The sequence below is a fragment of the Streptomyces sp. T39 genome, from assembly GCF_008042045.1.
GTDB lineage: Bacteria > Actinomycetota > Actinomycetes > Streptomycetales > Streptomycetaceae > Streptomyces.
Genome location: NZ_RDBP01000033.1, coordinates 22,437 through 42,818, shown reverse-complemented (window position 1 = coordinate 42,818; position 20,382 = coordinate 22,437). Strand labels below are relative to the sequence as shown.

Annotated in this window: 24 protein-coding genes and 1 pseudogene; 13 read left to right on the top strand and 12 right to left on the bottom strand. The window is 74.4% G+C overall.

Annotated features, from left to right (window positions below):
* The first annotated feature begins 42 nt into the window (after positions 1-42).
* Entirely contained in the window at positions 43-204 is a 162-nt protein-coding gene (locus tag EAO77_RS38770; protein ID WP_187283355.1) for a hypothetical protein, read from the top strand.
* Between the two features lie 224 nt (positions 205-428).
* Here EAO77_RS38770 and EAO77_RS21940 read toward each other — a convergent pair whose 3' ends face one another.
* The 3 genes from EAO77_RS21940 to EAO77_RS21930 all read right to left on the bottom strand — a co-directional run bounded on the left by EAO77_RS21940 (position 429) and on the right by EAO77_RS21930 (position 2,777).
* Positions 429-1,079 carry a LysE family translocator gene (locus EAO77_RS21940; protein WP_410088635.1) on the bottom strand — a complete coding sequence of 217 codons (651 nt, stop codon included), beginning with the start codon at positions 1,077-1,079 and terminating at the stop codon, positions 429-431.
* Between the two features lie 69 nt (positions 1,080-1,148).
* Positions 1,149-1,694, bottom strand: coding sequence for an EF-hand domain-containing protein (locus tag EAO77_RS21935; RefSeq protein ID WP_147990012.1), 546 nt, complete (start codon positions 1,692-1,694; stop codon positions 1,149-1,151).
* A gap of 177 nt (positions 1,695-1,871) precedes the next feature.
* The gene (locus EAO77_RS21930) at positions 1,872-2,777 is read right to left on the bottom strand and encodes a LysR family transcriptional regulator (protein ID WP_222723688.1); all 906 of its coding nucleotides are present in this window, start codon (positions 2,775-2,777) and stop codon (positions 1,872-1,874) included.
* An 89-nt stretch (positions 2,778-2,866) separates the two neighbouring features.
* Between EAO77_RS21930 and EAO77_RS21925 the strand changes: the two genes are divergently transcribed.
* Positions 2,867-4,213, top strand: a complete 1,347-nt coding sequence (locus EAO77_RS21925) for an aspartate aminotransferase family protein (RefSeq protein ID WP_147990010.1) — start codon at positions 2,867-2,869, stop codon at positions 4,211-4,213.
* Between the two features lie 22 nt (positions 4,214-4,235).
* Here the strand turns inward: EAO77_RS21925 and EAO77_RS21920 are convergent, their stop codons facing one another.
* Together EAO77_RS21920 and EAO77_RS21915 are read right to left on the bottom strand one after the other, a co-directional pair.
* Complete coding sequence (locus EAO77_RS21920; protein ID WP_147990009.1) at positions 4,236-4,415, bottom strand: hypothetical protein; 180 nt, start codon at positions 4,413-4,415, stop codon at positions 4,236-4,238.
* Positions 4,416-4,493: 78 nt separating this feature from the next.
* A complete protein-coding gene (locus EAO77_RS21915; protein ID WP_147990008.1) occupies positions 4,494-6,014 on the bottom strand; it encodes an alpha/beta hydrolase in 1,521 nt (506 codons plus the stop codon).
* A 102-nt stretch (positions 6,015-6,116) separates the two neighbouring features.
* Here EAO77_RS21915 and EAO77_RS21910 point away from each other — a divergent pair, with 102 nt between their 5' ends.
* Entirely contained in the window at positions 6,117-7,046 is a 930-nt protein-coding gene (locus EAO77_RS21910) for a MerR family transcriptional regulator (protein ID WP_147990007.1), read from the top strand.
* Positions 7,047-7,250: 204 nt separating this feature from the next.
* On the opposite strand, the gene EAO77_RS21905 is transcribed toward EAO77_RS21910, so the two are convergent.
* On the bottom strand, positions 7,251-7,544 hold the full coding sequence (locus EAO77_RS21905; RefSeq protein WP_147990006.1) for a hypothetical protein: 294 nt from the start codon (positions 7,542-7,544) through the stop codon (positions 7,251-7,253).
* Between the two features lie 121 nt (positions 7,545-7,665).
* Positions 7,666-8,328 carry a DUF4097 family beta strand repeat-containing protein gene (locus EAO77_RS21900; RefSeq protein WP_147990005.1) on the bottom strand — a complete coding sequence of 221 codons (663 nt, stop codon included), beginning with the start codon at positions 8,326-8,328 and terminating at the stop codon, positions 7,666-7,668.
* 224 nt (positions 8,329-8,552) lie between these two features.
* Here EAO77_RS21900 and EAO77_RS21895 point away from each other — a divergent pair, with 224 nt between their 5' ends.
* The 3 genes from EAO77_RS21895 (at position 8,553) to EAO77_RS21885 (ending at position 10,770) form a co-directional block, all read left to right on the top strand.
* The gene (locus EAO77_RS21895) at positions 8,553-9,341 is read left to right on the top strand and encodes a GbsR/MarR family transcriptional regulator (protein ID WP_147990004.1); all 789 of its coding nucleotides are present in this window, start codon (positions 8,553-8,555) and stop codon (positions 9,339-9,341) included.
* Between the two features lie 102 nt (positions 9,342-9,443).
* Positions 9,444-9,719: a GlsB/YeaQ/YmgE family stress response membrane protein gene (locus tag EAO77_RS21890; RefSeq protein ID WP_147990003.1), complete on the top strand. Its 276-nt coding sequence runs from the start codon at positions 9,444-9,446 to the stop codon at positions 9,717-9,719.
* A 211-nt stretch (positions 9,720-9,930) separates the two neighbouring features.
* On the top strand, positions 9,931-10,770 hold the full coding sequence (locus tag EAO77_RS21885; protein ID WP_147990038.1) for an endonuclease/exonuclease/phosphatase family protein: 840 nt from the start codon (positions 9,931-9,933) through the stop codon (positions 10,768-10,770).
* A 12-nt stretch (positions 10,771-10,782) separates the two neighbouring features.
* Here the strand turns inward: EAO77_RS21885 and EAO77_RS21880 are convergent, their stop codons facing one another.
* Positions 10,783-11,418 carry a hypothetical protein gene (locus tag EAO77_RS21880; RefSeq protein WP_147990002.1) on the bottom strand — a complete coding sequence of 212 codons (636 nt, stop codon included), beginning with the start codon at positions 11,416-11,418 and terminating at the stop codon, positions 10,783-10,785.
* A gap of 107 nt (positions 11,419-11,525) precedes the next feature.
* Positions 11,526-12,605 (bottom strand): GlxA family transcriptional regulator, encoded by a 1,080-nt coding sequence (locus EAO77_RS21875; protein WP_147990001.1) that lies wholly within the window; start codon positions 12,603-12,605, stop codon positions 11,526-11,528.
* A gap of 72 nt (positions 12,606-12,677) precedes the next feature.
* On the opposite strand from EAO77_RS21875, the gene EAO77_RS21870 reads away from it, so the two are divergent.
* Positions 12,678-13,985 carry an MFS transporter gene (locus EAO77_RS21870; protein WP_261994094.1) on the top strand — a complete coding sequence of 436 codons (1,308 nt, stop codon included), beginning with the start codon at positions 12,678-12,680 and terminating at the stop codon, positions 13,983-13,985.
* Positions 13,986-14,084: 99 nt separating this feature from the next.
* Here the strand turns inward: EAO77_RS21870 and EAO77_RS21865 are convergent, their stop codons facing one another.
* Positions 14,085-14,681 (bottom strand): TetR/AcrR family transcriptional regulator, encoded by a 597-nt coding sequence (locus EAO77_RS21865; RefSeq protein ID WP_147989999.1) that lies wholly within the window; start codon positions 14,679-14,681, stop codon positions 14,085-14,087.
* Between the two features lie 71 nt (positions 14,682-14,752).
* Here EAO77_RS21865 and EAO77_RS21860 point away from each other — a divergent pair, with 71 nt between their 5' ends.
* From EAO77_RS21860 to EAO77_RS21840, 5 genes and pseudogenes are all read left to right on the top strand, one after another.
* The gene (locus EAO77_RS21860; protein ID WP_147989998.1) at positions 14,753-15,262 is read left to right on the top strand and encodes a GNAT family N-acetyltransferase; all 510 of its coding nucleotides are present in this window, start codon (positions 14,753-14,755) and stop codon (positions 15,260-15,262) included.
* Between the two features lie 137 nt (positions 15,263-15,399).
* Entirely contained in the window at positions 15,400-16,251 is an 852-nt protein-coding gene (locus tag EAO77_RS21855; protein ID WP_147989997.1) for a hypothetical protein, read from the top strand.
* Between the two features lie 36 nt (positions 16,252-16,287).
* On the top strand, positions 16,288-16,506 hold the full coding sequence (locus tag EAO77_RS21850; RefSeq protein ID WP_147989996.1) for a hypothetical protein: 219 nt from the start codon (positions 16,288-16,290) through the stop codon (positions 16,504-16,506).
* 54 nt (positions 16,507-16,560) lie between these two features.
* Positions 16,561-16,941, top strand: a pseudogene (locus tag EAO77_RS21845) (VOC family protein); the annotation flags it as partial.
* 124 nt (positions 16,942-17,065) lie between these two features.
* Positions 17,066-17,416 carry a PRC-barrel domain containing protein gene (locus EAO77_RS21840; RefSeq protein ID WP_147989995.1) on the top strand — a complete coding sequence of 117 codons (351 nt, stop codon included), beginning with the start codon at positions 17,066-17,068 and terminating at the stop codon, positions 17,414-17,416.
* A 119-nt stretch (positions 17,417-17,535) separates the two neighbouring features.
* Here the strand turns inward: EAO77_RS21840 and EAO77_RS21835 are convergent, their stop codons facing one another.
* Positions 17,536-18,738: an erythromycin esterase family protein gene (locus EAO77_RS21835; RefSeq protein ID WP_147989994.1), complete on the bottom strand. Its 1,203-nt coding sequence runs from the start codon at positions 18,736-18,738 to the stop codon at positions 17,536-17,538.
* A 58-nt stretch (positions 18,739-18,796) separates the two neighbouring features.
* Between EAO77_RS21835 and EAO77_RS21830 the strand changes: the two genes are divergently transcribed.
* Positions 18,797-19,543 (top strand): TioE family transcriptional regulator, encoded by a 747-nt coding sequence (locus EAO77_RS21830; RefSeq protein ID WP_147989993.1) that lies wholly within the window; start codon positions 18,797-18,799, stop codon positions 19,541-19,543.
* Positions 19,544-19,676: 133 nt separating this feature from the next.
* Here EAO77_RS21830 and EAO77_RS21825 read toward each other — a convergent pair whose 3' ends face one another.
* Positions 19,677-20,231 carry a GNAT family N-acetyltransferase gene (locus tag EAO77_RS21825; RefSeq protein ID WP_147989992.1) on the bottom strand — a complete coding sequence of 185 codons (555 nt, stop codon included), beginning with the start codon at positions 20,229-20,231 and terminating at the stop codon, positions 19,677-19,679.
* Positions 20,232-20,382: the final 151 nt, after the last annotated feature.

The following is a 20,382-nucleotide window of genomic DNA, read 5'->3' as shown; positions in this document are numbered from 1 at the left end:
GCGCGGACAGGCTCAACCGGACGGCGTGGCAGGCCGGACGGCGTGGCAGGGGAGCCCCCGCACCACGGCGTGCGCATCAACCCCCCGAAGGCGTACGCCAGACAATGGGACGACGCCGACGAGGTGATCGTCGTCGCCGCGACCCTCCCCGCCCCCGCTCCCCCRGCCTCCCGGCTGCCCGCGGCGGACCAGGACAGCGCCTGATACGGGCACGGTCGCCGGCCCGCGAGGGGCGCACGCCACCGGGCGGAGAAGCCGGGCTCCGCCGAGGCGCAACGGTCGGAGGAGTACGGCGCCGGGCAGTGGTCCGAAGTGCGCTCCCCTGCCACGCCGTCCGGCCTGCCACGCCGTCCGGTTGAGCCTGTCCGCGCACGGCCCCGAGCGCGGGCGCCCGCCGGTCGGAGGGTCCGCGGCCGCGGCGCGCCGGGTCAGTCCTTGCGTCCCGTGGCGGCGACGGTGACACCGAGGCCGATCATGGTGAGGCCGCCTGCTCCGCCGACCAGGGAGAGCCGCCGGGGCGAGCGGGCGAACCAGTCCCGTCCGGTGGCCGCGAGCAGTCCCCACAGGCTGTCGGAGGCCACCGCGATGACATTGAAGACCAGGCCGAGGACGAGCATCTGGACGACGACGTGCCCCTGGGAGCGGTCCACGAACTGCGGGAGCACGGCGGCGAAGAACACGATGGTCTTGGGGTTGGCCACCCCTACGGCGAACCCCTCCCACAGCGTGCGCCGCAGGCTGTCCTGCGCCGCCCGGTCACCGGTGAACGCGGTCTGCGGCGAGCGGCGCCGACGCCACGTCCTGACGCCCAGGTACACCAGGTAGGCGGCGCCGGCCAGTTTCAGCAGCGTGAAGACGAGGACGGACCGCTCGACGACCGACCCGACGCCCAGGGCCACCGCCACGACGAGCACACAGGCGCCCAGCGTGTTCCCCACCACCGTGGTGAGCGCGGCACGGCGGCCCTGGGCGAGGGCCCGTCCGATGACGAAGAGCACACTCGGTCCGGGGATCACGATCAGCAGGAACGACATCGCCGCGAAGGCGAGCAACCGCTCGGCAGACACCATGGGGCCCATCGAAGCACGAGCCGCTCCGCTCCTCAGCCCCTTTTTCCCGCGCCCGGTCGCCGGCCCCCGGCCGGTGCGTCAGGCGGTCGGGGCGAGCGGCCCGCACATCACGTTGCCGGGCTCGTCCGGATCGTCGCTGATCCAGAACTGGGTCCACAGCACGGCGAACTCGGGGCGGCTGAGGTAGCCGTCGCCGTCCGCGTCGAGGCGGTCGAAGGCGTCGCCCGTCGGCATGGGGCGGCCGTGCCAGGTGTCGATCAGGCGCTGGTGCTCGGCGCGGGAGATCCGGCCGTCGCCGTTCTCGTCCACGGCGTCGAAGATGGTGTCCGCGGTCGCCGCGACGTCCTCCCGCATCGACGGCAGCCGGTCGACCATGGCCATCAGCTCGCCCATGTCGATCCGTCCGTCCTTGTCCGTGTCCGCGGCCGCCGCGAGTTGCCGCCACCACCCCATGATCACGGCCTCGACCCTCGACGTCAGCTCCGGTCCCCCGGCGACCCGCGGCAGCCGGCGCCACCGGGCGGCCAGAGCCTCGAAGTCGCGCTGCTCCAGGTATCCGCTGCCGTCCGCGTCGAAGGCGTCGAACATCGCCTGCACCTTCGTCCACTGGAAACCACTGGCCATCGCAAGCCTCCTCGCTCACTGTGCTGGGGAAGTACCTGCCCGTCTGCGCCCTCCGCCCAACGGCGCACGGGATCACCGCGTCCGGCGCGCGGGACACCACGCCCCGGCCGCATGCACCGAGCGCCGGTTTGAACCTGCTCGCGCCGCCCGGGCCCGCGAACCGGCCCTCGCGGGCCCTCAGCCCTCGTCGGCGGCGGGCCCCGAGACGCGGCGCAGCGTGTCGAGGACGGCCTGGACCGCTGTGCGCGGCGGGGAGGTGCGGCGGGTCGCCGCGGTGATGGAGCGGGTCAGCGGGGCGGCGAGTTCGCGGGTGGCGACGCGGTGGCGGCCGGCGTCGACCGCCATGCCGGGGAGCAGGGCGATCGCGAGGCCCGCCTCGACGTGTTGCAGCGTCAGCATGTAGTTGCCGAACCTGCTCACCACCCGCGGTTCGAAGCGGGCCTGGCGGCAGAGCCGCATCGCGAGGTTCGCCATGTACGACTGCGGCACGTCGAAGGCCCACGGCTCGTCCGCGTACGCCGCGAGGTCGGCGGGGCCGCGTGCGGCGGTGGGGTGTCCGGGCGGGAGGACGAGCAGGACCGGGTCGGTGGCCAGCGGCAGGAGGTCGATGTCCGGGCCGAGCGGCTGCTCGTCGAAGTCGGTGGTGGTGATGACGATGTCGGCACCTCCGCCGCGCAGCGCCAGCAGGCTGTCGTGCGGCTCCAGTTCGAGGAGTTCCACCTCCAGATGGGGGTGGAGTGACGCGAGGCGGGTGACCGCCGGGACGGCGAGGGTGTGGATCGCGCTCTGGAACGCGCCGAGGCGCACCCGCCCGGCGGGTTCCCGCCCGAATCCGCGCAGCTCCGCCTCGACGCTGTCCATGTGGTCGAGGATGTCCCGCGCCCGCCGCGCGAGGACCAGCCCGGCCGAGGTCAGCCGGACCCGGCGTCCGGTGCGCTCGATCAGCCGGGTGCGCATCTCGGTCTCCAGCACGGCGAGCTGCTGGGAGACGCTCGACGGGCTCAGTCCGGCGGCCTGGGCGACGGCGCGGACGGTGCCCAGCGCGTCCAGCTGGCTCAGCAGCCGCAGCCTCCACGGGTTCATCACGCCGCCATTGTTGTGCGGATCCTCCGAACAGGAAAGCCGGAAAGACTCGATGGACGTGTGCTTCGGACGGCGCCTACCGTCGCGGCATGACCTCTTCGACGGGCACGGCCGCCTCCCCCTCCCCCCTGTCGGACGACGACGCCTTCTGGGCGGACGCCGACCGGCATCTGGTCCGTTACGGCGGCGAGTTCTGCCGCGAGGTGATCGACCACGCGTCCGGCAGTTTCGTCTTCACCGCGGACGGCCGGAGGATCCTCGACTTCACCTCCGGCCAGATGAGCGCGATCCTCGGGCACGGGCACCCGGCGATCGTGGAGACCGTGCAGCGGCAGATCACCACCGTCAGCCATCTCTACAGCGGCATGCTCAGCCGGCCCGTCGTGGACCTCGCGCGGCGGCTGGCCGGCACACTGCCCGCGCCGCTGGAGAAGGCCCTGCTGCTGACGACCGGGGCGGAGTCGAACGAGGCGGCGATCCGGATGGCCAAGCTGGTCACCGGCCGCCACGAGATCGTCTCGTTCGCGCGGTCCTGGCACGGCATGACGCAGGCGGCCGCGTCCGCCACCTACAGCGCGGGCCGCAAGGGCTACGGTCCGGGCGCCCCGGGGAACTTCGCCATCCCGGCCCCGCACGCCTACCGCCCCGACTTCACCCTGCCCGACGGCTCGCACGACTGGCGCCGCCAGCTGGACTTCGCGTTCGACCTGATCGACGCCCAGTCCACCGGCAGCCTGGCCGCGTGCATCGTGGAGCCGATCCTCAGCTCCGGAGGTGTCATCGAGCCCCCGCCGGGCTACTTCGCGGCCCTGCGCGCCAAGTGCCGTGAACGCGGCATGCTCCTCATCCTGGACGAGGCGCAGACCGGGCTGTGCCGGACCGGGACCTGGTACGCGTTCGAACGCGACGGGGTCGTCCCCGACATCCTCACGCTCTCCAAGACCCTCGGCGCCGGTCTGCCGCTCGCGGCCGTGGTCACCAGCTCCGAGATCGAGCAGGCCGCGCACGAGCGCGGCTACCTCTTCTTCACCACCCATGTCGCCGACCCGCTGGTCGCCGCGGTCGGCAACACCGTGCTCGACGTCCTGATCGCCGAACGGCTCGACGAACGTGCCGCCGCGCTGGGCGGGTTGCTCCGCGACGGCCTGCTCGACATCCAGCGGCGGCACCCGGTCGTCGGTGACGTGCGCGGCCGGGGCCTGCTGGCCGGGATCGAGCTCGACGCGTCGTACGACACCGGCGCGAGCACGGATCTGCTGGGCGCGCGCATCACCCGCCGCTGCCTGGAGCTGGGTCTGCACATGAACATCGTCCAGCTGCCCGGCATGGGCGGTGTCTTCCGCATCGCCCCGCCGCTGACCATCACGGAGGACGAGCTCTCCCTCGGCCTCGCCCTCCTCGACCAGGCCGTCGACGACGTCGTCGGCGGCCTCTGACCGCGCCCGCGGGCGGCTGCGGTCAGAGGAGGATCCGGCGGACGAAGGCGAGGAGCGCCACGAGGGCCGGCTGCAGGGCGGCAAGGCCCTGGCCCGCGCCGCCGTCCGTGACGGGGGCGGCGACGGCGGGGCCGCCGGTCGTGCAGGTCAGCAGGACGGCGGTGGTCGCCAGGGTCGTGGCCGCGCGGGTGATCTTTCGCATGCCGGGACCAACGACACCGGGCCCGCACGGTTCCCCGCACGGACCCGATGTCACCGCAATGGCCGGGTCGGACGCGCGTCAGCCGCCCAGGTGGCCCCGCACGGCGGCCACCGCGGTCCGCACCGCCTCCCGTGCCTCCTCGGTGTGGTCGATCGTCTCGAAGCCGTGGTGGGCGTGCGGGACGTCGATCACGTCGAGCGCGGCCCCGCACGCGTCCGCCGCCGCCGTGAACGCGGCGACCGTGGCGGCGATCGGGGGATGCTCCCGCCCGACGCGGGTGAGGACGAAGGGCAGGCCGCCCGATGCGGGCAGTGCTTCTGCGGGGCAAAACGGCCGCCCGGTGGATCCCCAGCCCGGCAGCGCCGCGAGGACGGGATAGCTCGCCGCCACGCACCGCAGCCACGGCGGGGGCGCGGCGAGCCAGTCGGCGCAGAGCAGTCCGCCGCCGGAGAAGAACCACAGCGCGATCCGGTCCGGGTCGACGCGCGGATCGGCGCGCACGAGCGCGACCGCCTCGGCGACGTCGTCCGCGGCGCGCCCGTAGTCCGCGACGTCGTGCAGTCCGTGGTCGAGCGTCACCGCGATCGCGCCGCTGCCCGCGATGCACCGGGCGTAGCCGACGAAGGCGGGCCAGTCGCGGGGAGTGGGCCGGGCGCCGGCGGGGACGGGGCCGCCGTGGACGAGGATCACGGCGGGCGCCGGTCCGTCCGCCTCGGGCAGGTAGCGGTCGAGGGTGCCGGAGCGTTCGCGCGGGCACGGGGGGACGTCGAGGATGAAGGGCTGCAGGTGCGGGGGGTCCTCTCCCGCGGTCCTGGTGATCCGGTGGCCCTCTCCCCGGGCCGCCTCCTCCAGCACGCGGGCCAGTTCGCGGGGCACGGACAGCATCGGCCAGTGGCCGGTGGGGAGTTCGAAGAAGGTGACGCCGGGCTCGGTGAGGGCCTGCATGCGGGGGTCTCCGAGGCTCACCACGTGTTCGACGAGGGCGATGCTCGACCCGTTGCCGGTGCACAGGACGCCCGTCGTGGGCGGGGCCGACGCCGTGCCGGAGCGGTGGAGCGGCCGGGTGAGCGTGGCCGCGGGCTGCGGTGCGGCGAGCTCGGCAAGGCGGTCCAGCGCTTCGGCGGGGATCCCGTCGGTGCTGCCCCAGCGGTGCCAGGCGCCGGGCTCGGGCGGCGGGACGAGCCGTGCGCCGCCCTCGGCCGCGCCGGTGTCCGCGGCGTCCGCCGCGAGCCGTTCGCGGACCTGCTCGTCGGGGACGAGGACGAGCGGCGGGTCGCCGTCCCTGGGGAGGCCGGCGTCGAGGTGGACCACTCTGGCGATCCGTCCGGGGCGCCGGTCGGCGGCCCCCAGCACGGGGTGGATGCCGTAGCCGTGCCCCACGACGACCACGTCGGCGGAGTGCAGGGCGTCGACGGCCCGCACCACGTCCTCGATGTGGGTCTCCAGGTCGGTGTCCGGTCCGGCGGGACGCTGCGGGTCCCCCATGCCCGTGAGGGTCACGGGGTGTGCGGTGTGCCCCGACTCCCGCAGCCGTACCGCCACTTCCCGCCAGATCCAGCCGCCGGTGTGCGCCTCGGATACCAGGACGAACGCGGTCATGAACGCCTCCTCGTGTGCGTCGTGCGGTGCGGCCCCACCGTGGAGGTGCAGCCGCCGACGCCGGTACGGTAGGAACTCCCCCTGAGGGAGGTTCAAGACGTGATGCCCGACGGCCGGTGGAGCATCGGCGAACTCGCGGCCCGTGCGGGGGCGACCGTGAAGACGGTCCGCTTCTACTCCGACCGCGGGCTGCTGCCCGAGGCGGGCCGCAGCTCGGGCGGCCACCGGCGCTACGGTCCGCAGGCGCTCGAACGGCTCGGCCTGATCCGCTCGCTGCGTGCGCTCGGCCTGGGGGTGTCCGAGGTGGCACGGGTCCTCGACACCGAGGAGGAGGTGCCGGGGAGGGTCCTGGAGGACGCCGTCGCGGGGCAGTTGCGCGAGGTCGGCTCCCAACTGGCTGCCCTGCGCTGGCGGGAGGCGGCACTGCGGCTGGTCGGCGAGTGCCCGCCCGCGGAGCGGGCCGAGCGGCTGCGCCTGGTGGGGGCGGTGACCACCCCGCCGAGCACCGCCTCGCTCGCCCGGTTCTGGCGGCGCTGGCTGCCGCCGAGGCTCCCGGCCGGTGTGGTCGCGGCCGTCGTCGAGCACGCCGTGCCGCAGCCGCCCGACGATCCGACACCGGCCGAGGTGCTGGCCTTCGCGCGGCTGCACGCCCTGGTGTCGGGCCCCTGCACGGGCGGGATTCCGTGCCAGCCCGCCGCCCACCGCAGCGGTGGCGGTTACCGGCCTGCCGTGCTGTACGAGGGGTTGCCCGAGGCGTACGCGCTGGCGGCGTCGGAGCTGCTGGCGCAGCGGCCCCCGGGCCCGGGCGAGGCGCTCGACAGCTTCGTCGCCGTCTACGCCGGGGCGAGCGGTGAGCGGGACACCGCGGACTTCCGGCGGCGGCTGGGGGGTCAGCTCGCCGCCGATCCGCGGATCGACCTGTACTGGCAGCACGCCGCGGTGCTCTTCGGACCGTCGGCCCCGACGCCGGGGGCCGCGCACGACTGGCTGTGCGCGGCACTGGACGCGCAGACGGAGCGCGTGGCCGCCTGAAGGTCCTCCCGGCCGAGGAGCGGCGGCACGCCGTGCCCGCTCCCGCCGTCCCGAACCGCCTCCGCAGGCACGGCCCGGTCGACGGGCGCCGCACCGGCTCGCGCCGACAGCGCCCGCTCCCTCCCTACGCGCCGTCGCGGGCACCGGGCCGCCACGGCGCGTGCGCCCGGTCGGAGCGGGCCCGTGGGCACGAGCCGGGTGGCGTCACTTCGGAGCGAGTGCGGTGGCCGTCCCTGCCGCGGGCGTTCGCGGTGCGGCACCGTGCGACGGCCGGGAGGGGGCGGCCTCGATGCGCCGCAGCAGGACGGAGGCGGTGAGCAGCAGCGCGGCGAAGAGTGCCAGGAGCAGAAGGGACGCCCACATCTGGCGGCCGCCCGGGGAGTCCCACCCTGTCCAGGCGGCCGAGGCGGCCCACAAGAGGAAGCCGCCGGTGTAGAAGGAGCGGATCCTGCGCAGTTGGCGCACGGCTTTCACGGGCTTGCGGTGATCGGTCCTCATGCGGGCCCGTGTACCCCTCGCGAGGCAGGCTAACTGTGTCGGTTGCCGGCAATCGGCACAGGGGTGTTTCCCGCGAGTCCGGCGGCCGGCCGCGGGGCGGGCTCCGGCGTGCGCGCCGCCCTCAGAGGCTGCGGGCGGTGATGTCGCCGTGGTCGGTGGTCGCGCGGATGCTGAGCACGGCGGCGCCGTCGTTCCTCAGCTCGTTGCTGACGCGTCCGAAGGAGGTGCCGGCGTCCAGGGCGGCCGGCACTCCGGGGGCGGCCTGGACCGAGATGTCACCGGACCGGGTGCTGAGGACGACCGCGCCGCGCGTGGCCTCGGTGATCCGGATGTCGCCGCACTGGGTGCTGATCTCCGCGGGACCGTCGAGCCGGCCGACCTCGACGTGTCCGTCGACGGCGGTGAGGCGGACGCTCGCCGCCTCGTCGATCTTGATCCGCCGGTACGCGCCGTCGAAGGCGACGTCTCCGAGGCGTCCCACGCCCCGGAACTCGGTCGCGGCCGCCTTCCCCTCGACGCGGGAGCCGGCGGGCAGCTGGATCGTCACCTCGACGGCCCCGGCAGGGCCGAGGTGACGGTTCCTCACCGGGACCTCGATCCGCAGGGCGCCGTCCGCGTACGCGACCCCGGTCCGCTCCGCCGCCTTCACGTCGCGGCTCTTCGAGGCGTCCATGGGCCGGATCTCGACCACGGTGTCCGACCGGTCGGCGGCGATGACCTGGACGCGGCCCGCGGGGACGTCGAGGACGGCGGAGACCGGGGCGGGGGTGTCGAACGTCTGCATGGTGTTCTCCTCGGCTGGTTGTTGTTTCTGTCAATGGAAAGGCTACGTTGCGTTCACGGATACGGCAAGTCCTTCGTTGCATAAAACATGCATCATTGCAGCTGAACGGCGCGTATTCGTTGCATCGACCCGCCATGTAACGCAACACGGAATCCCGAGACGTGTTGCAATGAAGATGCGGTGAACGCTATGCTGACGGCCGCAGACGACAGAAGGAGGCCGCGGTGCCGGGAGGCAGGCTCACCCAGAAGGACCGCCAGCAGATCGCCCTGGGGCTGGCCGACGGGCTCGCCTACGCGGAGATCGCCAGGAGTCTCGACCGTCCGACCTCGACGATCACCCGCGAAGTGATGCGCAACGGCGGCCCGACCGGATACCGCGCCGATCTCGCCCACCGCGCCACGGAACAGCGCGCCCACCGGCGCAGGAGCGCCGCGCCCCGGGGCTCGGGGCCGGCCCCTCTGCCGCACGGGCGCGACGCGGAGGCGGTGCGCGCGTACGAGGAGGCGTTCACCACCGTCATGATGCAGTCGGGCCTGCCCAGGATGATGGCCCGGGTGATGGTCGCCCTCCTCCTCACCGACACCGGCAGCATGACCGCCGCCGAGCTCGCCCGGCGCCTGGAGGTCAGCCCGGCGACGATCTCCAAGTCGATCACCTTCCTGGAGAGCCAGGCCCTCGTCCGCAGGGAGCGCGACGAGGGCCGCCGCGAGCGCTACATCATCGACGAGGACCTCTGGTACCAGTCCACGGAGGCCAGCGTCCGCGCCCTGGCCCAGCAGGTCGAGATCGCACGCCAGGGCGTCGGCGTCCTCGGCCGCGGCACCCCCGCCGCCGACCGGCTGGAGAACGTCGCCCGCTTCCTCGACTTCGTCGGCGAAAGCCTCGGCCGCGCCGCCGAACAGGCCCGCGCCCTCCTCGGCTCCGGGACGGGAGCCGCTGCCGGTCCCGCCACCGCACCTCCCGCCGAGGACACCTCCGCGCCCCGGGACGCGGACCGCCGGGAGGCCTGACGGCCGCGGGTCGGAACGGATGCGGAACCGGACGTTTGTCCGGACGCAAACGGTGCAGACGATGACTGAGACAGCTCTTGTACGACGGGACGGAGATGCGATATGGGCATCATCGCGTGGATCATCATCGGCCTGCTCGCCGGCGCCATCGCCAAGGCCATCATGCCGGGCAAGGACCCCGGCGGCGTCATCATCACCATGCTCATCGGCATCGCGGGCGGTCTGCTCGGCGGCTGGCTCGGCAAGGTGATCTTCGGTGTCGACTCCGTCGACGGCTTCTTCGAACTCTCCACCTGGATCGCCGCGATCGTCGGCTCCCTCATCCTGCTCGCCCTCTACCGCCTGGTCACCGGCAACCGGTCGCGCCGCCACGCGTGACCCGTCGGCGGCGCACGCGCCCGAGCGGATCCCGACGGCTCCCCTCCCGCCCCACGGCGGCAGGGGAGCCGTCGCCGTGTGTCCGCGGCGCGCGGCGGGCGACCCGTTCGCCGGGGCGCGGAGGACCGGGACCTGCGCGCGTTGCCGTCGGATCCATCGCATAACCTCGTGCGTGGGACGCCGCAAGGCGTGGGGTCACCACCGGGAGGCGATGGTGTTCGGAAGGGGCACGCGGCTGCTCGCGGGCGCCGCGGTCGTGGCCGGCATGGTGCTTCTGGGCCCCAGCGCGCCGAGCGGTGCCCTCTCCGCGGGTTCGCTGCCCCCGGAGGACGTCCGGGACGTCGTGCCGAACCGGGTCATGACGTGGAACATCTGCAACCCCTGCGACGCGGGCAACGGCGACCGCGCGGCGGACATCGCCGCGTACGCGCCCGAGGTCATCGGCCTTCAGGAGGCGTGCGTCAGCGACGTGCGGCAGATCCGGGACCACCTGGAGCGCATCCACGGGCTGGTCTACCACGTCGAATACGGCCCGGTGCTGCAGAACTGGGGCCGCTGCGGCGGGCTGCCGTGGGATCCGGGCGGCTACGGCCAGGCGATCCTGTCGGCGGCGCCGATGACGGACCGGGTCAACGTCGAGTACCCCGACGGAGGTTCCGAGGACCGCGGGTACCTGGCCGTCACCACCACGGTGGGCGGCGAGAGGGTCCGGGTGTTCAACACGCACCTCGCCCAGCGGCGTCAGGAATCGGTCCGCGCGGACCAGACCCGCGTCCTCGCCGCGGCCGTCGCCCGGCACGACCGGGCGATCGTGCTCGGCGACTTCAACGCCGTGCCGGACTCCCCCGAACTCGCCCGGGTGTGGGCCCTGGCCAAGGACACCGACCCGCAGTGCCACCCCTCGCCCGTCGGCGACTGTGCGCCGACCACGGACTGGCAGAGCAAGTTCGACTACATCTTCCTGCGCGGCATCGTCCCGCTCGACCACCGCGTCCGCCCCAGCGCGTACTCGGACCACCACATCGTCCACGCCGACCTGGGCGCCGCGTAGGCCCCGGAGGGGTCAGGACCGGCCGAGCACCGGCGGGAGCAGACCCGCCGAGACGTCCCAGCTCTCCTCCCCCGACGGATCGAACGCGCAGGCGGCGTGCACCCCTCCCCGGAAGCGGCCGTCGCCGGGCGTCCAGGTGTAGACCTGTCGGCCTTCGTCGTCGTGCTCCGCCCGCAGCACCAGGTCCGCATCGCCCGGCGCGACGTCGTGGGCGACGATCCGCCAGCCGTCCGCCACCAGCCGGTCGCGCAGCCGCTCCAGCCCTTCGACCGCTTCCTCCCGCGGGATTCCGCCGAGGTCCCATGAGTGCGACAGCGCATAGGAGCCGGGGGCCGGCTCGTCGGCGGCCGACTCCAGGCCGTCGGGGTAACACACGTCGGAGGAGAAGGAGTTGGCCGCCCCCGGCGCCAGCTCCGAGCCGAGCCCGAGCACGGAGTACGCCTCCTGCGAGCGCGCGCCGACCCGGTCCGCCATCACCCGCGGCGCGACCGTCGGATAGTCCTCCGGCACCGAGCGCTGCACCGCGAAGGTCACCAGCACCCCGAGGACGGCCAGGAGGGGCAGGCCGACGACCACGGCCACGGTGACGCCGAGCGCCCGGGTGCACGAGACGCCCTGCGGAGAGGCGTCGTTCTTGTCTTCGCTCACACGGCGACGCTACGGACGGGCGGACCGGGCCGGCATCCGGTCAGATCCCCAGGCGGGCATGGGCGCTCGTACTCAGCCGCCGGGAGCCGGGCGAACGGGACCGCGCGTCAGCCCTCGACCCTGCCGGCCAGGTTGTCGTGGATGCCCGCGTCCTCGGGAGCGTCCGGACGGGATCCGGTCAGGGCGGGGCGGCCGGCACGGCCGGCCGTGCCGGCGCGGAAGGCGCGCCGGTAGGCGGCGGGGGTCGTGCGGAGGGCTTCGTGGAATCGGCGCCGCAGGTTGACGGCGGAGGAGAGCCCGACCTGGCGGGCGATGGACTCCACGGACAGGTCGGTCTCCTCGAGCAGCGCGCGGGTCGCGGCGATGCGCCGGTCCAGCAGCCAGCGTCCGGGGCTGATGCCCAGCTGCTCGGTGAAGCGGCGGGTCAGGGTGCGGGCCGAGACCTGGGAGCGGGCGGCCATGTCGGCCACGCTGACCGGCTGGTCCAGACGCTCGGACAGCCACTGGAGCAGCGGGGCGAGGGAGTCGCCGACCGGTCCCGACGCGGGCAGTTCGGCGTACTGGAGCTGGCAGCCCTCGCGGTGCGGCGGCATCACCAGCTGCCGGGCGATCCGCAGGGCGTACGCGGAGCCCTGGTCGGCGCTCACCAGGTGGAGGCAGAGGTCCACACCGGCGGCCGATCCGCCGCTGGTGGCGACGTCGCCGTGGTCCACGTAGAGCACGGCGGGGTCGACCCGGACCCGGGGGAATCGGGAGGCCAGTTCGGCGGCGCGGGCCCAGTGGGTGGCGGCCCGCCGGCCGTCGAGCAGCCCGGCGGCGGCGAGCACGAAGGCGCCCGTGCAGATGCCGACGATCCGGGCGCCGCGCCGGTGCGCCCCGCGGACGGCGTCCACGACCGCAGGGGGCACCTCGGCGCCGGGCTCCTGGCTCCAGCCCGGGACCACGAGGGTGTCCGCGCGCTCCACCGCGTCCAGGCCCACGGCGACCAGCAGGTCGTGGCCGAGACCGGTGCGCACCGGGCCGGGGTGCTCGGTGCAGATCTCGAAGGTGTAGCGGGCGGGGACCGCCGGGCCGTGGTCCCCGAACACCTCGGCCGCGCAGGCCAGCGGGAAGGTCGCCTGCGGGGGCCGCAGGAGGGCCACCACCCGGTGCGGGGCCGGGGTCGTCGGCAGCGGACGTGGCGTCATGGCGCGAAAGTACCCCATGACGTCGTTCGAGACACTGGAACACGGCGAATGGTCCAGACCAGTATCGGTGCCGTGACGACCTCTCAGACGCACGCACCGTCCCTTCCGCCCGCCCCGGCGACCGCCGGGCCGCCCGCCCGTCCCCCGTTGTGGGACCGGAGTTTCACGCTCTACTTCGTCGCCCGCGCGGTCTCGCTGTTCGGCGACGCGATGATGCCGGTGGCGGCGGCGCTCGCCGTCGGCGCGCTGTACGGGGTCTCCGGCGTCGGCTTCGTCCTCGGCACCTGGACGGGCACCTTCGTCCTCCTGGTGCTGTTCGGCGGGGTGCTCGCCGACCGGTTCGGCGCGCGCCGGATGATGGTCGTCGCGGACCTCGTGCGGGTGCTCACCCAGGCCGTGCTGGCGGTGGCGTTCTTCGCCGGGCCGCCGCCGTTCTGGCTGCTGGTGGCCATGGCGGCGCTGGCGGGTGCCGCCGTCGCGATGTTCCTGCCGGGGGCGAACGGCATGGTCCCGCTGGTCGCCCGGGAGCCCCAGCGGGCCAACGCCACCCTCAAGGTGGCCGACGCGCTCGCCCATCTGCTCGGCCCGGCCCTGGCGGGGGTCCTCCTCGCGCTGACCAGCGCCGGGACCGTGTACGCGATCGACGCAGGCACCTTCCTGCTCAGCGCGCTGTGCCTGGCGCTCATCCGGCTCGCCCCCACCGGCGCGTCCGGCGGCACCGGCGGTTCGCTCCGCCGCGACCTGCGCCAGGGCTGGCAGGAGTTCCGCGCGCGCACCTGGATGTGGTCGGTGATCCTCATCTGGATGGGCTGCGGCATCCTCGTCTTCGGTCCGCTGGTCCCGCTCGGCGCGGCACTCATCGGCGAGCGGCTCGGCCCGGACGCGTACGGCCTGGCGGTGTCCTTCCTCGGCGCCGGAACGGTCCTCGGCGGCCTGCTGGCGCTGCGCGTCCGCCCGGCCCGGCCGCTGGCCGCGGGCGCGGTGGCCGTCGCGGTGTACACCCTGCTGCCGCTCTCCGTGGCCCTGGGGACCGGGCTGCCGGTGCTGCTGGCGGGACACGTGCTCGGCGGAGCGGCCGTGGCGTTCTGGTCGGTGATGTGGGCGACCAGCGTGCAGACGCACACCCCGCCCGCGGTGCTCAACCGGGTCACGGCGTACGAGCTGGCCGGCTCGGTGTCCGGGATAGCCGTCGGCCAGATGCTGGCGGGTCCGGCCACCGCGCTGGCCGCCCCTGAGCACCTGCTGCTGGTGTCGGCAGGCGCCTGTCTCGCGGGCTGCGTGGCGCTGTTCGCGACCCCGGCGATCCGCACACTGCGCCGCGCCGCCGTCCCCGCGGAGGACGACGGGGACAGCAGGGCGGACGGGCCGGACGGGAAGTGAGCGGACCGGCCACGGGCCGGCAGGACCGCCCGCTCCCCCGCCTCCGCCGCCCCGCTCCCCCGCCCCCGCCGGCCGGAGCGTCGTCCTGTCGGCGGGGCGTCAGGCGCCGAGGCCGTCCTCGCTTCGCAGGAGGGCCAGGTGGCGGCGGACGGCGGCGGTGAGCCGTGGCGCGTCGTCCGTGGCGAGCAGGTCGAGCAGTGCGCCGCGGAGCACCGCCAGCGTCAGGGTGCGGCGGACGGCGCCCTCCTCGGTGTCCCGTTCCGGTTGCGGCTGGCAGGCGGCCAGGACGTCGAGCCAGTCGGTCACGGTGTCCTCGGCGAAGCCGGCCCAGGGGCCCTCGGGCTCGATCAGCGAGCGGGTGTACGCCTCGGCCCAGAGCCGCAGGAGCGGCCGGTGCTCCTCGGCGGCGAGCCAGGTCCATACGTGCTCGGCGGCCGGGATCAGGCCGACGGGGCATTCGGGGCGGCGGAGCCGTTCCAGCAGCGCCAGTTCGTCGGTCCGGGCACGGGCGAGCAGCGCCCGTACCAGTCCGTCCTTGTTGCCGAACAGGAACATCAGCACCCGGGTGCTGGAGCCGATGGCTCCTGCCAGCGGTCGCAGCGACAGGTCGGCAAGGCCGTGGGTGAGCGCGTACGCGTAGGCGGCGTCGAGCAGCTCGGTGCGGCGGGCGGACGGGTTTGCGGTGCGCGGGGGCATGGACCTAGCCTAGGCGACTGACACAGTCGTGTCAGTAACGGGAAGTGATCAATGACTTCGGAGCGTGTGTGATGGTGGAAGGCGTCGAGCGGCGGCAGGTCCTGATCCGCCGGGCCGACCGGCCGGGCGACCTGGGCTGGATCGTGATGGCCCACGGCGAGGAGTACGCCCGGGAGTTCGGCTGGAACACCGAGTTCGAGGCCCTGGCCGCCGGTGTCGTCGCCGCCTACGCCGCACGGCACTCTCCGGCAACGGAGGCGGCCTGGATCGCCGAGGTGGACGGCGAGCGCGCGGGCTCCGTGCTCCTGGTCGCCGACGACAGCCCCGGAGTGGCCAGACTGCGCGTCCTGCTCGTCACCCCGGCGGCCCGGGGCCTCGGTCTCGGCAGCCGCCTCGTCGAGGAGTCGCTGGCCTTCGCCCGCCGGGCCGGGTACCGGCAGGTGACGCTGTGGACGACCGCCGACCTGCTGTCCGCGCGCAGGATCTACGAACACGCCGGCTTCCGCCTCGTCGACGAGGAACCCCGCCACGCGTTCGGCCACGACGTCGTCGGTCAGACCTGGGCCCTGGATCTGCGCTGACGGCACGGGCCCGTGTGTCCCGCACCTCCAGGCGGAGCACACGGGCCCGTGTGCTCCGCCTGGAGGTGCGGGAAGGCGGCGCGGCGGCGCCGGTGCGAGCATCGGAGGAAGTCTGCCGCCGATCGCAGGGGAGCCGCATGGACGACACCGGTGACGGTCTGAACGCGACCGGCGAGGACGAGGAGCCGGGCGCCGACGCATACGCCGACGAGGACGCGGCGGAGGAGTGGAACGCCGAGCCCGACGTCCTGCTGGACGTCCCCCACCTCCAGGTCGAGGAGATCACCCTCGACGTGGAGAACCTCAAGGCCCGGGTGTCGCTCCAGGCGGACGTGCTCGATCTGGTGAAGCTCCACGTCGGGGCGGAGGTGGAGCTCGGCTCGGTGCATCTCGACATCAAGGGTGTCGAGGCGCAGGCGCTGCTGAAGGTGCGCCTGGACAATGTCACCGAGATCATCGGGCGCGTCCTGACGACCATCGACCGCAACCCCGGGATCCTGCGCGACGTCACCTCGGCGGTGGGACCGGCGGTCCAGGAGGCCGGAGCGGGCGTGGGCCGCGCGGTCGACGAGGCCGGCCGCGGTGTGGGACGGGCCGTGGCGGACGTCGGCGAAGGCACGCGCTCCGCCGTCGGTGAAGTCGGCCGCGGCGCGGGAAAGCTCGCCGACACCGCGGACTCGGCTGCCGGGTCCGTCGTCGACGAGGGGCTCTCGACGGCCGGCAGGACCCTCGCCCCTGAGGATCCCGAGAGCCCGGACGACCGGGACGACCGGGAGGAAGAGGACGACCGGGACGACCGGGAGGAGACACCGGACCGGGCGGGACGCCGGCCGGCCCGCGAGGGCCGCCGCGACCGCCCCGCGCCGCGCAGCAAGAAGACGCGGACGCGCCGCTCCGGGGGAAACGAGGAAGCCGCCCCGTCGAAGCGCACCCGCCGCCCGGCCCGGCGGCCCGAGCGGCGGCCCCCCGAGGGGGACGAGCCGCCCTGAAGGCCGCGCCCGCCCGAGATCGGCATCGACGCCGCGGTGAGCGCGGCCCGTCTGCGCTTCCGTGAGCACCCCCGCACGCGCATCGCCGTCGACGCCCCCTGTTCGGCGACGCGGAGCAGCCGCGCCGGGCTGCCCGCGCCGGTCGAGACGGACACGGTCCACCGGGACGTGCACGCGGCGTACCGGCTGGAGGGCTGGATCGGGGACCCCGCTCCCCCGCCGGCCGAGGAGACCGGAGGCGGCGCGGCCGGATGACCGGGCCTCCGGCGTACCGGTCCGCCACCGGACGGGGGCGCCTATCATCGCGGCATGGCCTGCCGTATCACCGAACTCGTCATCGACGCAGCGGATCCCGGCCGGGTGGCCGCCTTCTGGTGCGAGGTGCTCGGCTACGTCGAGCTGGACCGCGAGGAGGACGGCAGCATCCAGATCGGCCCTCCCGACGCCGGAGCCGGCGGCATGCTGCCGACCGTGGTCGTCAACGCGGGCCGCGACCCCCGCCGCGGGAAACTCCCGGTGCACTTCGACCTCAACGCCACCGACCGCGACCAGGAGGCGGAGCTGGCGAGGCTGCTCGCGCTGGGGGCCGTTCCCGTCGACGTCGGCCAGACCGGCGACGAGAGCTGGCACGTCCTGGCCGACCCCGAGGGCAACGAGTTCTGTCTGCTGCGCGCACGGGTGGAGCCTCTCCGAGACACCGCGCGTGCGCCGGGTTTCGGCGGCGGCGTCCGGGACAGCAGCGGTGCAGGACGTGGAGCGCCTGCGGTGCCGCGGACCGCGGCCGTGGCCAGGTGTCCAGGGAAGGGAGACAGCGATGACCAGTGACGACATGTGGACCTTCGCCACCGCCGCCGGCTACACGCCGGAGGTGGATCTGACGGGCTACAAGGTGGAGGCCACCGACGGTCCCGTCGGGAAGGTCGACAAGCACTCGAAGGAGATCGGCTCCCAGCATCTCGTCGTGGACACGGGAGTGTGGATCTTCGGCAAGGAGGTCCTGCTGCCGGCCGGGACCGTCACCACCATCGACAAGCAGGCCGAGACGATCCACGTCGCCCGCACCCGGGAACAGATCGAGAACGCACCGGAGTTCGACCGGCACCGGCACCTCGACGACCTGGGCTACCGCAACCGGATCGGCGGCCACTACGGCCCGCAGGGCTGAGCGGTGCGCGAGGCCCCCACGGCCCGCACCGCGCGTACGGCCCCCGCGGCCCCGCACCGCTCGCACCACGCCCGCCGCGCGCACCGCTCGCACCCGGCCCGTGCCGGCCGCGGGGCCCGTCAGGTCTGCGGGACGTTCTTGACGAACACGATCCCGTCGATCGCGGGCAGATGGGCCGGGTCGAGCGGGGCGTAGCCGAACCACGGGGACGGGCGGGGCGCGGGCAACTGCCGCCCGAGCACACCGGCGAGGCGCGGGGCGTCGACGAGGCAGCGGTCGCCGGGAAGCGCGTAGAGGAGTCCTTCCAGGGTGTCCGGCGGCGGTGCGTCCACGCCCCGGTGCCGGAGGGTGCCGAGGGCGGTGGCCACGAAGGCGTAGTCCGCGCCGAGCCGGGAGTTCACCAGGGCGCCGGCGCTCCACCACTGAAGCGGCTCCCCGCCCATCCGGACCGTGCTCCTCTCGCGCTGGAGATGGGAGTTGTGGGCGTGGACGAGTGCCGGGGCCCGGTCGGCGACGGCGAGCAGATTGTGGGCCATCATCTGGTCGCGCACGCTCATCAGCCGGGTCAGGCGGGCGGCGGAGGGGTCGGCCATGGCGGCGTGGTAGCGCAGCAGACCGACCGCGGTGCGCCCGTGCAGGCACGCACGGTCCCAGGCGTCCCGGGAGGTCACCGTGAGCAGATGCGGTGCATGGGTGTCGAGCAGCGCCACCAGGTCGTCGGCGAGCAGGCGCAGCCGGCCGGCCTCGGACGAAGTCCCGACGGAGCGCGAAGGGTCCGTCATCACGGCGGGGTCGGTCCACCGGTCGTCGGCGCCGAGCAGTCGGTCGAGCGTCCGCGCGGTGCACGGCAGCAGGGCCGGGTCCACCCGGCCGGCCAGGTAGCCGTGGAGTGCGGTGAGCGCCTGCCGCGGGCTCGCGGCACCGGTCATCTCCAGCGGGCCGTCGATCCCGGCGAAGCGGAGCCGGCCGGACGGGGGCAGGCCGTCGTTGTGGGCGCGCATCCAGCGCACGAGTTGGCGGTTGGCCTCGGAGGCGCCCCAGCCGTGGCTGAATCCGTGCTCCATGACCTCGTCGAGGGTCCCCGTGCCGGTGGTGACGTAGTCGTCGACGAGGAGGCCCTTCAGGCAGTCGCTCTCCATCGCGATCGTCCGGTAGCCCTCCTCCTCGGCGAGCTGCCGGAAGAGCCCGTTGCGCAGGGCGAGCAGAGCGTCCTCGCCGTGGGTCGGCTCCCCCAGGGCCAGCAGCCGGGGCCGGGTGGCGAACAGCCCCATGAGGGCGGCTGCTCGGACGGCGTGGGCGGTTTCCTTGATGTCGGTGGGCATGGCTTCAACCGTATCGTTGAACCGTCGGTGGAGACTTTTCGGCGATACCGTCGGGCTCATGGGGCAAAACCTTCAAAGCGGTGAGCGGCTGAGACCGGTGGATCTCGCGCGCGGGCACGGTCTGTCCACCCAGGCGGTGCGGAACTACGAGGAGGCCGGCATCCTGCCGGCCGCCGCTCGCACGCCGAACGGCTATCGCGCCTACACCCCGCTGCACGCGGGCGCCCTGCGCGCGTTCCTCGCCCTGGTGCCGGGGCACGGACACCCGGTGGCGGCGTCGATCATGCGGGCCGTGAACGAGGGCTCGGTGGACGAGGCGCTGCGGCTCGTCGACGGGAGCCACGCCCAGCTCCTCGACGACCGGCGCACCCTGGGGGCGGTGGAGAGCGCCCTGGGCGACCTGGAGTCCGCAACGGCCGCGACGGCCGCCGCATCCCCGGCGGCCGGCCCGCCCGGACCCCGAGCCACGTTCATCGGCCCGCTGGCGGCGCAGCTCGGGATCCGGCCCGCGACGCTGCGCAAGTGGGAGCGCGCGGGGGTGCTGCGCCCGCGCCGCGACCCGCGGACCGGGTACCGGATCTACGGCGAGGCCGATGTGCTCGACGCCCGGATGGCCCACCAGTTGCGGCGGGGCGGTCATCCGCTGGAGCGGATCGGCCCGCTGCTGCGGCAGGTCCGCGAGGCGGGCGGGCCGGCGCCGCTGGAGGCCGCGCTGCGGGACTGGCGCGGCCGGCTGACCGCCCGGGCACGGGCGATGCTGACGGGGGCCGCGGAGCTGGAGGCGTATCTCCGCCTGCGCGGCTGAGACGGCGGGCGGGGCGCGTCCGTCACCGCCGGCGCTTCGGCGGCCGCCGTCCCCCGGGAGGCACCGACCCGGCCGCCGTCGCCCCGGGAGGCCCCCCGGGGGAGCCGCTCGCGCAACCGCGCACCGGGTGCCGTCAGTGCGGCATGGGGATCTCGAAGTGCACCGTGGCCACTCCGGGGCCGTGCTCACCGGTCGTGCGGGCGTCGAAGATCTCCTTGGCCGTGCTCCGCCAGAAGCCCTCGGCGCCCTCCGCGTCGACGTTGGTGTGCAGGTAGACGGTGTCGTATCCGGGGACCGACGCCGCGAAGTCGCAGGCCCGCCGCACCAGCGTCCGCGCCAGGCCGTGGCGGCGGTGTTCCGGGCGGACGTACACCCGGACGAGCTGGGCCGTCGACACCGGCGGATAGCGGTCCGCCAGCCAGCGGGGGTGCGGCGGGTGCACCGGTCCGCCCGCCCTCACGCCCGTGGTGGCGACGACCTCCCCGTCGTGCACGGCCACCAGGAGCAGATGGCGGGGATCGTCGAGATAGGTGCCCGTGATGTCGACGACGTCGCGGTGCCAGGCGGGCACGTAGCCGTAGCCGAAGTCCCGGTAGAAGGTGTCGAGCATCAGGCGACGCGCGCCCTCCACGTCGGCGGGTGAGGCGGGCCGCACGGTGTACGCGGGGCTGTGCGGGGCGTCGGGCATCAGGGCGTCCGTTTCGCTGGGAGGTGGTGCGTCCGGGCGGGAGCCGGGGTCTCGCATCACGAGAAACCGACCGGGTGTCAGATGACAACGACAACCATTGTCGATAGTGTGCGCGTCGGTCAAGGCGCCGCGCCCCCGTGGTGCGCCGCCG